General features: G+C 47.3%; 8 protein-coding genes, 21 tRNA genes, 1 rRNA gene and 1 pseudogene. All 31 read right to left on the reverse strand.

The features are described 5' to 3' along the window. Nucleotides 1–465: 465 nt before the first annotated feature. Nucleotides 466–550: transfer RNA gene (locus tag HMPREF9698_RS02630), tRNA-Leu, on the reverse strand. Nucleotides 551–567: 17 nt separating this feature from the next. Then, nucleotides 568–638: transfer RNA gene (locus tag HMPREF9698_RS02635), tRNA-Cys, on the reverse strand. A gap of 9 nt (nt 639–647) precedes the next feature. After that, nucleotides 648–719: transfer RNA gene (locus tag HMPREF9698_RS02640), tRNA-Gln, on the reverse strand. 8 nt (nt 720–727) lie between these two features. Next, nucleotides 728–800, reverse strand: a tRNA-His gene (locus HMPREF9698_RS02645). 27 nt (nt 801–827) lie between these two features. Next, a tRNA-Trp gene (locus HMPREF9698_RS02650) sits at nt 828–898 on the reverse strand. Nucleotides 899–903: 5 nt separating this feature from the next. Then, nucleotides 904–984: transfer RNA gene (locus HMPREF9698_RS02655), tRNA-Tyr, on the reverse strand. Between the two features lie 11 nt (nt 985–995). Next, nucleotides 996–1,068: transfer RNA gene (locus HMPREF9698_RS02660), tRNA-Phe, on the reverse strand. A 7-nt stretch (nt 1,069–1,075) separates the two neighbouring features. Beyond that, nucleotides 1,076–1,148 (reverse strand) — tRNA-Asp (locus tag HMPREF9698_RS02665). 9 nt (nt 1,149–1,157) lie between these two features. Next, nucleotides 1,158–1,230: transfer RNA gene (locus tag HMPREF9698_RS02670), tRNA-Met, on the reverse strand. A gap of 12 nt (nt 1,231–1,242) precedes the next feature. Further along, nucleotides 1,243–1,332, reverse strand: a tRNA-Ser gene (locus HMPREF9698_RS02675). 9 nt (nt 1,333–1,341) lie between these two features. Next, nucleotides 1,342–1,413 (reverse strand) — tRNA-Glu (locus HMPREF9698_RS02680). 47 nt (nt 1,414–1,460) lie between these two features. Then, a tRNA-Ile gene (locus tag HMPREF9698_RS02685) sits at nt 1,461–1,534 on the reverse strand. A gap of 55 nt (nt 1,535–1,589) precedes the next feature. Next, nucleotides 1,590–1,660: transfer RNA gene (locus HMPREF9698_RS02690), tRNA-Gly, on the reverse strand. 6 nt (nt 1,661–1,666) lie between these two features. Further along, nucleotides 1,667–1,740: transfer RNA gene (locus HMPREF9698_RS02695), tRNA-Ile, on the reverse strand. Nucleotides 1,741–1,758: 18 nt separating this feature from the next. Then, nucleotides 1,759–1,832, reverse strand: a tRNA-Met gene (locus tag HMPREF9698_RS02700). A 6-nt stretch (nt 1,833–1,838) separates the two neighbouring features. Next, nucleotides 1,839–1,912, reverse strand: a tRNA-Pro gene (locus tag HMPREF9698_RS02705). A 65-nt stretch (nt 1,913–1,977) separates the two neighbouring features. After that, a tRNA-Arg gene (locus HMPREF9698_RS02710) sits at nt 1,978–2,051 on the reverse strand. 9 nt (nt 2,052–2,060) lie between these two features. Continuing rightward, nucleotides 2,061–2,146: transfer RNA gene (locus HMPREF9698_RS02715), tRNA-Leu, on the reverse strand. 43 nt (nt 2,147–2,189) lie between these two features. After that, nucleotides 2,190–2,261, reverse strand: a tRNA-Gly gene (locus HMPREF9698_RS02720). 152 nt (nt 2,262–2,413) lie between these two features. Continuing rightward, nucleotides 2,414–2,486 (reverse strand) — tRNA-Lys (locus HMPREF9698_RS02725). Between the two features lie 8 nt (nt 2,487–2,494). Continuing rightward, nucleotides 2,495–2,567 (reverse strand) — tRNA-Val (locus HMPREF9698_RS02730). 6 nt (nt 2,568–2,573) lie between these two features. Further along, nucleotides 2,574–2,689 (reverse strand): 5S ribosomal RNA (rrf, locus tag HMPREF9698_RS02735). Nucleotides 2,690–2,792: 103 nt separating this feature from the next. Then, entirely contained in the window at nt 2,793–3,320 is a 528-nt protein-coding gene (gene msrA / locus HMPREF9698_RS02740; protein ID WP_003777076.1) for a peptide-methionine (S)-S-oxide reductase MsrA, read from the reverse strand. A 117-nt stretch (nt 3,321–3,437) separates the two neighbouring features. Next, the gene (gene serS, locus HMPREF9698_RS02745; RefSeq protein WP_003777077.1) at nt 3,438–4,715 is read right to left on the reverse strand and encodes a serine--tRNA ligase; all 1,278 of its coding nucleotides are present in this window, start codon (nt 4,713–4,715) and stop codon (nt 3,438–3,440) included. Nucleotides 4,716–5,021: 306 nt separating this feature from the next. Then, entirely contained in the window at nt 5,022–6,338 is a 1,317-nt protein-coding gene (locus tag HMPREF9698_RS02750) for a D-alanyl-D-alanine carboxypeptidase family protein (protein WP_003777078.1), read from the reverse strand. After that, nucleotides 6,319–7,482: a sensor histidine kinase gene (locus HMPREF9698_RS02755; RefSeq protein WP_003777080.1), complete on the reverse strand. Its 1,164-nt coding sequence runs from the start codon at nt 7,480–7,482 to the stop codon at nt 6,319–6,321. Before HMPREF9698_RS02755 ends, HMPREF9698_RS02750 begins: the two co-directional genes overlap by 20 nt. Before the next feature lie 217 nt (nt 7,483–7,699). Beyond that, on the reverse strand, nt 7,700–8,389 hold the full coding sequence (locus HMPREF9698_RS02760) for a response regulator transcription factor (protein ID WP_003777082.1): 690 nt from the start codon (nt 8,387–8,389) through the stop codon (nt 7,700–7,702). A 533-nt stretch (nt 8,390–8,922) separates the two neighbouring features. After that, nucleotides 8,923–9,192: pseudogene (yidD, locus tag HMPREF9698_RS09130) on the reverse strand (membrane protein insertion efficiency factor YidD); the annotation flags it as partial. Between the two features lie 84 nt (nt 9,193–9,276). Continuing rightward, nucleotides 9,277–9,888 carry a class D sortase gene (locus HMPREF9698_RS02770; protein ID WP_003777089.1) on the reverse strand — a complete coding sequence of 204 codons (612 nt, stop codon included), beginning with the start codon at nt 9,886–9,888 and terminating at the stop codon, nt 9,277–9,279. 248 nt (nt 9,889–10,136) lie between these two features. Next, entirely contained in the window at nt 10,137–10,373 is a 237-nt protein-coding gene (locus tag HMPREF9698_RS02775) for a DUF2922 domain-containing protein (protein ID WP_003777091.1), read from the reverse strand. A 77-nt stretch (nt 10,374–10,450) separates the two neighbouring features. Next, nucleotides 10,451–10,651 (reverse strand): DUF1659 domain-containing protein, encoded by a 201-nt coding sequence (locus HMPREF9698_RS02780; RefSeq protein WP_003777094.1) that lies wholly within the window; start codon nt 10,649–10,651, stop codon nt 10,451–10,453. Nucleotides 10,652–11,022 lie beyond the last annotated feature (371 nt).

Raw genomic sequence — 11,022 nt, forward strand, 5'->3', positions numbered from 1 at the left:
ATTAGCACCCGTTTCCGGGTGTTATCCCCCTCTTATGGGCAAGTTCCTCACGTGTTACTCACCCGTTCGCCACTCCGCCTCTTCCTGCAAGCAGGAAGATTTGGCGTTCGACTTGCATGTATTAGGCATGCCGCCAGCGTTCGTCCTGAGCCAAGATCAAACTCTCATTTTAAAAGAGTTCAGGTTAACACCTGTTCTATCTTGGTTCATTGTTGTGATAAGTTTTCAAAAACTTATCAAAAGTACTTGAATTGTCTCGCTTTACAAAAAGTAAAGCTTGAGACCCTTGCACTTTTTGGTATCATTGTTTGTTCAGTTTTCAAAGATCTATTCCACAAACTCTCCATAAGAGTTTGCACACAAATTCTCGCCTCAATTCGGCGACAAGTAATATAGTAGCATGCCATCCGAGTAGTTGTCAACAAGAATTTAGTATTTTATCAAGTTAAAAAACACAACTTGATATGCCGATGATCGGGGTCGAACCGATACGCCCGCAATGGGCACTGGATTTTGAGTCCAGCGCGTCTGCCAGTTCCGCCACATCGGCAGGTCATAAGCAAAAAGAGGCACGGACCGGATTTGAACCGGCGATAGAGGTTTTGCAGACCTCGGCCTTACCACTTGGCGACCGCGCCAAAATGAAACTGGGCTACTAGGATTCGAACCTAGGAATGACGGTACCAAAAACCGTTGCCTTACCGCTTGGCTATAGCCCAATTACCAGGGCGAATGATGGGGATCGAACCCATGCATGTCGGTACCACAAACCGATGTGTTAACCACTTCACCACATTCGCCATTAGCTTTACAATATTTCATTGTAACAGGGGTAGCAGGAATTGAACCCACATCAGTGGTTTTGGAGACCGCTGTTTTACCATTAAACTATACCCCTAGCGATGGAGGGAGAAGGATTTGAACCTACGAACCCGAAGGAACGGATTTACAGTCCGCTGCGTTTGGCCACTTCGCTATCCCTCCATGAATAGCAATGGCGCAGGACAGAGTCGAACTGCCGACACACGGAGCTTCAATCCGTTGCTCTACCAACTGAGCTACTGCGCCAATTGAACGACCCTGACCGGATTTGAACCGGCGATCTCCTCCGTGACAGGGAGGCGTGTTAACCGCTACACTACAGGGCCAAAATGGAATTGCGGGGGAAGGATTCGAACCTACGACCTCCGGGTTATGAGCCCGACGAGCTACCAACTGCTCTACCCCGCGATAATATGAGTAAGGAGGATAAGGGATTCGAACCCTTGCGTGCTTTGACACACCTGACGGTTTTCAAGACCGTTCCCTTCAGCCGGACTTGGGTAATCCTCCACAATATGATGACCCCTACGGGATTCGAACCCGTGATACCGCCGTGAAAGGGCGATGTCTTAACCACTTGACCAAGGGGCCAAAAATTTGATTGGTCCCACTCTACACTAGAATAGACCAGAAATCAATGGGCCTGAGTGGACTCGAACCACCGACCTCACCCTTATCAGGGGTGCGCTCTAACCAGCTGAGCTACAGGCCCTTAACAAAAGAATACTAGCCACTTTTTAAATGACTTAAAGTTCAAAGCACCTTCAAGCGGGTGACGAGAATCGAACTCGCGACAACAGCTTGGAAGGCTGTGGTTTTACCACTAAACTACACCCGCATTTGATGGACCTTGCAGGACTCGAACCTGCGACCGGTCGGTTATGAGCCGACAGCTCTAACCAGCTGAGCTAAAGGTCCAACGTCCTTTAAGGTAAATAGCGGCGGAGGGGATCGAACCCACGACCTCACGGGTATGAACCGTACGCTCTCGCCAGCTGAGCTACGCCGCCATGTAATCGGGAAGACAGGATTCGAACCTGCGACCCCTTGGTCCCAAACCAAGTGCTCTACCAAGCTGAGCTACTTCCCGGTCATTTTTTAAAGAACATGTTCCACTATACTTTAAGTCTCAAATCTTGTCAAGACATAAAATAACGCACCCAAGAGGAGTCGAACCTCTAACCGCTTGATTCGTAGTCAAGTACTCTATCCAATTGAGCTATGAGTGCATGAGTAAGTGCCGAGGGCCGGAGTCGAACCGGCACGGATGAAACCATCCGCAGGATTTTAAGTCCTGTGCGTCTACCAATTCCGCCACCCCGGCATAAAAAGCCTGTAGACTTTGTGCACTATTAAAAAGATTCAAAAGCGGAAGACGGGATTCGAACCCGCGACCCCCACCATGGCAAGGTGATGTTCTACCACTGAACTACTTCCGCATAATATAATGCCGGCTGAAAGGCTTAAAATCTCAGCCTACTGATTACAAATCAGCAACTCTGGCAAATGAGCCGGCTTTTATTTCTAATGTATCCAAGAAATAATTATACTAACAATTGCCTTAAAATGCAAGTTCTTCTTTTAAAAGATATGAGCCATGCTGGATTCGAACCAGCGACCCTTTGATTAAAAGTCAAATGCTCTGCCAGCTGAGCTAATGGCCCCTCTTGAGTGGAGGTTATAGGACTTGAACCTATGACCCTCTGCTTGTAAGGCAGATGCTCTCCCAACTGAGCTAAACCTCCATATTTGCCTAGCAAGGTCCGGCTTTCACACAGGGGAGCCCTGCATTATCCTCGGCGCTCAGAAGCTTAACGACTGTGTTCGGCATGGGAACAGGTGGGTCCTTCTGGCTATTCTCACTAGACAAGTTGTTTCCAAACAACTTCTTCATAATACAGGCTAGTGTAAAAAATGTCAAGGCGATTTGACATTTTCTTTATCTAAAATTTACGGAGACTTTATAAATTCTAGTCTTGCCAATTCTTTTCGATAAAGTCTTGCCGGCCTGATCCCTTGCGGTACATCTTGTAGTGGGTTGGATTTTTCTTGTAAAAGTCTTGGTGGTATTCTTCTGCCGGATAAAAGGTAGACCGTTCTTTGATTTCGGTCACAATAGGGTCATTGAAGCGTCCAGAATTTTCTAGGTTTTGCTTGGACTGCTCGGCAATTTCTTTTTCTTCTTGGTTGCCGTAGAAGATGACGGGTCGATAAGAGTCCCCCCGGTCGGCAAATTGACCACCTGCATCGGTTGGGTCGGTTTGTTGCCAGTAAATTTCAACCAAGTCTTTGTAAGAAACCTTGTCTGGGTCATAGGTGATTTGAACCGCTTCAGTGTGTCCAGTCGTGTTAGAGCACACTTGCTCATAAGTCGGATTGGCTACATGTCCGCCGGTATAGCCTGAGACAACTGATTCTATCCCGTCTTCTTCTTCAAAAGGACGGACCATGCACCAGAAACAACCACCTGAAAAATTCGCAACTTTTAGATCTGCCATGTGAAAGCTCCCCTTTCGCTCAGTTTTCTAGACAATATCCTATCACATAAGAAGTTGAAAGGAAAATATAAAAACTGCTCTTTTGCCAGCTTCTCAAAAGAGCAGTTTAACATCAACTTATTTAATGTATTTAATATTGTTCATATAAGGGACGAGGACATCAGGAATCTTGACGGACCCGTCTGGTTGCTGGTAGTTTTCTAGAATAGCTGCCACTGTCCGACCAACAGCAAGACCTGACCCGTTTAGGGTGTGGACATAGTCGATCTGGCCCTCATCACGGCGGTAGCGAATCTTAGCCCGTCTAGCCTGGAAGTCACCACAGTTGGAACATGATGATATCTCCCGGTAGGTGTTTTGGGCCGGGATCCAAACTTCCAAGTCATAGGTCTTGGTGGCAGAAAAGCCCATGTCCCCTGTCGATAGGGTTATAACCCGGTAAGGTAGTTTCAAATCTTGCAAGATCCCTTCAGCATTGGCTACCATTTTTTCCAATTCATCAAAGGAGTCCTCCGGTTTAGAGAATTTAACCATCTCCACCTTGTTGAATTGGTGGAGGCGGATAATACCCCGGGTGTCCCGGCCGGCAGACCCTGATTCTGACCGGTAACTTGGGGTCAAAGCTGTTAGGTATTGGGGTAGGTCCTCTTCTTCAAGGATTTCATCCTGGTAAAAGTTAGTCAAAGGCACTTCAGAAGTCGGAATTAAGGTAAGAGAGTGGCCGTCAACCTGGTAGACATCCTCTTTAAACTTAGGAAACTGTCCGGTCCCGTACATGGTCTGGTCGTTGGCTAGGTATGGCGGGATCACTTCTTCATAGCCTTCCTGGTCCACATGCTTGTCCAACATAAAGTTATAGAGGGCCCGCTCCAGTCTAGCCCCCAACTTGCGGTAGTAGACAAAGCGAGAAGAAGCTACCTTGGTCGCCCGTTCAAAATCTAAGATACCCAGGTCGGTCCCAATGTCCCAGTGAGCTTTGGGTTGGCCGTCAAATTGAGGAATCAAGTCATCTCCCCAACGACGCACTTCAACATTGTCTTCTTCCCCTGGACCTACAGGGACAGACTCGTGAGGGATATTGGGGATGCCGCTAGCTAGGTCAAAAATCTGGTCTTCCACTTGGGCTAGGTCACTGTCAACCGACTTAATATCTTGACCCACTTTTTTCATATTGTCAATGGCCTCTTGGGCATCCTCATTATTCCGTTTTTTCTCAGAGATCTGCTTGGTAACTTCATTCCGTTCTTTCTTCAAAGACTCTGAACGCTGAATAAATTCACGGCGTTTCTGGTCAAGGGCCAGCAAGTGGTCCACTTGGTCACTAGATACTCCCCGGCTTTCCAGGAGTTTTTTATAATGGTCAGGCTGCGTGCGCATGGCTTTAATGTCTAACATAGTCTAATCCTCCTTGTTTTTTGCAAATAAAAACAGCCTTGTCCTCTCTAGGGACGAAAGACTGCCATTGGCGGTGCTACCCAACTTCAAGAGGGTTACGCTCCTCTTGCACTTGACTGGGCAAGGGGGTAAGCGAAATAAATTAGGCTCAAGCTTCTTTATTGAAACTCATGATGGATTCACTTACAAGTCTTACCAGGTCCCAGCAAGCACCGGTACTCTAAGTCAAGCTTGCAAGTTATTTATATCATTGATTTTTGTGTTCACATGCAATTATCATACCATGTCTTTTAAATATTGCCAATCTTAAAAAATATTTTTTAACCAGTCGATAAAGTCCTGCAAGACTTGGACAAGGACATTATCCCGGCTGACTGACTCCTTGGCATAAAGGGGAAAGGAAACTTGGGACTTTGACCTGCCGTTTAAGTAGTTGACAGCTGGGTCCAGGTCAAAAACCAAGTCTCCTACCTGGTCCCCTGCTTCAATAGGGGCTTGGAGCAAACCCTCATCATCTATAAAAGCTGGGTCAAAGTCTAAACTAAGCTGGTAGGGACTCTGCTTATCTTGCAAGGCCATAAATTCAAAGGACTCTTGGTCTTTGACTTCCAGGTCTAACTGGTCGACTTGGCCGTCAACCACTGGGAGGCCTTCTAGCTGGTCGGCCCAGGCCGGACTATCCATTAAGTTCTCAACCTGCCAAGACTCCCGGCCATGGTCAAAGAGTTTGGCCGTTTCCTCAAAACGTTTATAACGGTCAGCCTCTTCTTCCAGGTCTCCTGCATTGAAGACCAGGGCTAGAAGTGGTCTTTCGCCATTTCCCCCATCATAATAGCCGATAAAGCTCCGGCCAGAGGATTCCGTGGTCCCAGTCTTCATCCCCTTAACCCCAGGGTATTCATGGGAGAGACCCGCCAGCATCTTGTTGCGGTTTTCCACCTCAAAAACCCCATAACCTGTCTCAAAATCATAGAAGGACTGGCTGGAATAGTCTAAAATGTCTGGGTGGTCTTTAAGCAAGCGGCTAGCAATGGTGGCCATGCTCCTAGCCGACATGGTATTGTCATCTTCTTCATGGCTGTCTGGAATATGCCTACCAGCCAAAAATGAATTATGTAAACCTGTGGTGTTCACCAAATGGGCATCTTCAATCCTAAAGCTTGCAACTAGGTCCCGCATCCGGTAGACAAAGGCCTCCTCCGACCCCTCAATGTGTTCTGCCAAGGCCATGGTGGCTGCATTGGCTGAATAAACGGACAGGGCATAAAAGAGTTCGGAAGCGGAATAAGTTTGGTCTGCAAACAAGGGGACATTGGCCAGTTCAAAGTTCTGACTCAATTCTTCTAGGAAAGGCGAAATACTGACCTGGTCCTGCCAGTTTAAATTCCCTTGGTCAATTTCTTCCAAGACAATGTATTGGACCAGGATCTTGGTTAAGGAAGCAATGGGTTTAACTTCATCAATGTTATCCTCATATAGCACTTGTTGGGTCGAGGCATCCAGCAAAAGTGCACTGTCAGCTTGGACATCAATGTCCTCTTGGGCCCAAGCTTTGTTTGGAAGCCAAATAAATAGGGCTAGGATTCCGGTCAAGATGGATTTTTTAATCTTTTGACCTGGCATGGCCGTCTCTCCCTTCCTTGTCTTCTTGGTAAGTGAGGGGAAGGACCACTTCAAAAATGGTCCACCCATCCTGATTTTTGGCTTCAATACTTCCATGGTGGAGTTGAGCGATACTTTTACTAATGGGCAGGCCAAGACCGGTTCCTTCGATTTCAGAAGACCGGGACTCTTCCAAGCGGTAAAAGCGGTCAAAAATCAACTCCAGCCGCTCTTGGGGTAGGTCACTTCCGTTATTGGCCACCCGGAGTCTAACTTGGTCATATTCCTGGTTAATACCAATTTTAATCTCCTGACCAGATCGGCCGTACTTCAAGGCGTTGGAGACCAGGTTGTTCATCAAACGGACTAATTGCTCGGCATCGCCGTCCATCATAATGGAGTCCTGGCTGGGTTCAATGGTCAATTCAGTCTCTTGCTGGTCTAGGTCCAGCTCAAAGTCAATGGCCAGTTGTTCCACTAGCTGGACCATGTCAAAGTGGGAAATGTTGAGCTTAGTGGAAGGCTGGCGAACCTTGATGTATTCAAAAAGGTCATCGACCAGTCGTTTCATTTGCTTGGCCTTGTTAGAGGCCACACTAAGATAGCGGTCAAATTCTTCCTCATTGGTATAGGCCCCTGATTCAATCAGGCCAATATAGCCAATAATAGAAGTCAAGGGAGTCCGGATATCGTGGCTGACATTGGTGATCAATTCATCTTTCGTTTGTTCAATCCGCCGCTCTTCTTCCATAGCGGCCACGGCTGACTCGACCAGGGTGTGGATGGAGTCAATGACATGTTGCATTTCAGAACTATAGCCTGCTTTTTCAATCCGGTGGCCAAAGTCCCCATCAGCAATATGGTGGAGTTCATCGATAATATGGGCCAGTTCGTATTGCCGCTGCCGTCTTTTGAGCCGCCAGTAGATAAAGGTAACCATGGCAATGGTTAAGAAGACAATGACAACTGGGGTCATGCCCCAGTAGGGCGTATCCCGGAGGCCAGCCAAGAGGTTAGAGAGGTAGGAATTCTCATGGTAACGCAAGAGATAGCGAGCCAACCAGGTCAATATGTTATAGGTAGCCAAATAAACTAAAATAACAATAGCCGCGGTTACCAAAGCTTCCATGACTAAACTAATTTTTTCCGACCGGGTTAACTTCATCGTCCACTTCCTTTAACGAAATCACTTTTTCCTTTAAACGAGGCCAGGACATGCAAAGAACACTAGAGTCTGGGTAACCCTTAACCTAATGGCTTAAAATCGGGCTTGACCAGGGCTTGGCTTAAAAACAAGGCTCCTAAAAATATTGACTCCTTTACAGCCTGCCACAAGCCCTAAAGGGAGAACAGTTCTTGCTTGTATCGTAATAGCCCCTACCCTATTCTCCTTCAATCTTATAGCCCACGCCCCAGACAGTCTTGATGATCTTTTCGCCACCGGTTGCTTTTTCCAGCTTGTCCCGGAGGTGGGAGACATGGACCATGACTGTCTTGGCTGGAACTAAACTTTCTTGCTGCCAAACTTTTTCAAAAATCTCGTCAGCATTAAAGACCTTGTTGGGATTACTGGCTAAAAGGTGCAGGATGCCAAACTCCAAGGCAGTCAGTTGGATGGGGTGGCCGTCTAAGGTTTCCACCTCATGCTCTTCCTTGCGAATCACAATAGGACCCACCTTGAGTTCCCCCTTGTCCTTGACATCCCTTTCCTTGTAGGAGGACCGGCGCAAGAGACTTTTGACCCGGGCCACCACTTCAAGGGGGTTGAAGGGTTTAACCACATAATCATCTGCCCCATTGGATAGGCCCCTGATCTTGTCGACATCAGAAGTTTTAGCACTCAGCATCAAGATAGGCAGGGTAGACTTTTCCCTGACTTCTTTGACCACAGCCAGACCATCCTTAACCGGCATCATGACATCCAGGATCAGGCAGTCAAAGTCCTGGAGGCGTATTTTATCTAGGGCTTCCTGACCATTGTAGGCCTTTTCTACCTGGTAGCTTTCATGTTTCATGTAAATTTCCAACAAGTCACAAATTTCCCGGTCATCATCTGCGATCAAAATATTCACAAGAGCCGCCTCCTTTAGCGATACCGAATTCTTACTAGCTCCATAGTTTAGCACACTAGGTTCAACTTGCCTTTAAGAATTGATTAAACTTGGACTTGGTCTAAGACCCGTAAGTAGTGCAGTAAACGACTTGATTTGTCCTGGACATCCACTTCCCTTACCCCAAAGGCTAGGACTAGGTCAAGGGCCAGTTGGTCTGGTGACCCGTCTAAGACGCCCAACTGGTCTTCCAAGAAGAGGTAGCTAGCAGACCCCCCACCCAAAGCCTGGTTAACCAAACTAGTGGGGTCACCCTTTGGCGAACTCTCTTGGTCTTTGATCTTTTGCACCTGGACTAGGCTAAAGTGAGCCTGACTTAAGCCCAAGTCATCCGTATAGCCAAGCATATCGTCAAGGTAGCTATCTTCCAGAAGGTCTAGGTCTAGCTTGCGGTAATTTAGCCTTTGGTCTAAAAATTCCTCTAATGGCTGGTCATTATAGACCAAGTCCTCCTGGTAATCAGCCAAGAGGAGGTCTATTAAGTCCTTTCGAGACAAACTTTGGTCAGCCTCATATTGGGCCTGGCTTTTTGGATTCCGTCTCAAAGTGAAATAATCCGGAACCTCATCGTAGCCTCCTTGGACAAAGGGGTTACAACGGATGATCCGGGCCAAACCCATGACAGTCCCTTTCAAGGTTCCGTGCTTCTCTATAGCCTGGATGGTGTACTGACTGCAGGTTGGCCGGTAACGGCATGAAGGGGGAAAGAGGGGGGAGATATATTTTTGGTAGCCTCGCACCAGGCTAATCGCTAGTTTGGTCAAGTCCATTCCTCCTTGCAGAGTCGAAAAAGAAAACAAGCTGGGCAAAACCTTTGCGTCTTGACCAGCTAGCTTAAGATATCTGATTTATTCAACGGGGTAACAATAGAAAACAAAGCGGTCAGGGGCAAAACCATAAAATTCAAAGGGGTAGCAGGTTGAAACCACTAAGACTTCTTCCCCCATGGGGCCGATGACTGAGGTATCATCCCGGTCGACAATTTCATAGTCCTTGATCTCATATTCATAGTCCCCATAAGGCATTTGGACGATAAAATGGTCGCCAATTTCTAATTCGCCAAAGTCGCGGAAGACGGTATCCCGGTGGCCGGAGAGGACGATTTGCTCACCTTGACCAGGAAAGACTGTATTTTCAACGTGACCTACCCCTTTCTTTAGGGAGTCCGCATCTGTTCCGGCTACAATACCAATGCTCCGGTCGAGTTTGGGAATATCTAAGACCCCAAAAGCCTCCCCAGCTTCAGGCTGGTAGTTTTGGATATCGATGTCACTGCCCCCGTCTTGGCCATCTTGGTCTCCGTCCTCAGCTTCAGCAGCCTGGGCCCGGCTTTCTTCCAGGGCAACCTGGGCTTCTTCTAGGGTAACCGATGTCGAGTTAGCATGGTCATAAATCGTGTAGCCAAAGGCAATCAGAAAGCCTATCCCAACGACAATCAAGATCCGACTCAACCACTTCATGACTCCAACCTTCCTTTCAGTCCTTCACCAGTTTCTTATTCATCCAGAATTTCTTGTTAATCTAACGCTCGCCACATCCCCAGGATTTCCCTACCTAGTCTTTAGGGCTCAGCTTCCTATCTATTATAGCGAACTTTCTAGCCCCTGTAAATAATTGGACTTAACTTGGGGCAAGTCAATTATCCCTCCCACTAGTCAAAAAACCCTCCCCTTTAATCCAAGGAGAGGGCTAGGACTAGCTTATTTGCTTAATTTTCTGCTGGTTCTTGGGTGAAAATCTCGTCCACCTGCCGGGTCACATAACGAGCCCCACGAACAGCTTGGTAACGTTGGACACCTTCCACTTCAACCAGGCCAGCTTGAACTAGCTGGTCCATGGCTACTTTAATGTCTTCTGGGGTCAAGCCTGCCTTGGGGTCAGAGATTGTCAGGCTAGTGTTTTTACCCAGGCTATTGGTAAACAAGAGTTCAAGTCTTTTTTCCATGTTCCTACCTCTTTCATTGCATTCTTTCTACACCTATCAAAACTAGGTCTGGCTTGGGGGATAAGGGTTTGGCCGACTTAGTCTATGGTATAGGACTGGTTTAACACAGTATGGGACTTGTCAAAGTGGTAGAGGCTAGCCACCGCGTTAGCGAAGTCCCTAACTTGCTGGTCGCTGGCTTCTTCCACGATATTGTTAAATCCCTTGCGGATGGTCTTGTCATTTTCCACATCTTCCAAGTAAATGTCCAACTTGTTTTCTAACCACGTTTTTGCCATCGTACATTCCTCCTTGTTTCTAGTGTAAGTGTCATGACTTCTTACACTAGAGATAACGGAAGCGGAAGTCGAAGTGTTACCTGTTTTTAAAAAGATCAAGTGGATAGAGAGCTCACAGGCCCAGGATAGACCGCCTATCCCAATCGAGTAGGAGACTAGCCATTAATTGGCTAGTCGACCTCTCACACCACCGTGCGTACGGTTCCGTACACGGCGGTTCAATATCTTGCGTAAGCAGACTCAGCGATAGTGCTTAGTGGAACTAAGCCCCACTTGCTGAGTCTTTCTGTTGTTATTGCACGATGAAATTCATGTGTGCATGACAGTCGCCAGTACTTTTTGCGTGAATACGCAATCCGTTTGGCTGAATC

Source organism: Alloiococcus otitis ATCC 51267, from assembly GCF_000315445.1.
GTDB lineage: Bacteria > Bacillota > Bacilli > Lactobacillales > Carnobacteriaceae_A > Alloiococcus > Alloiococcus otitis.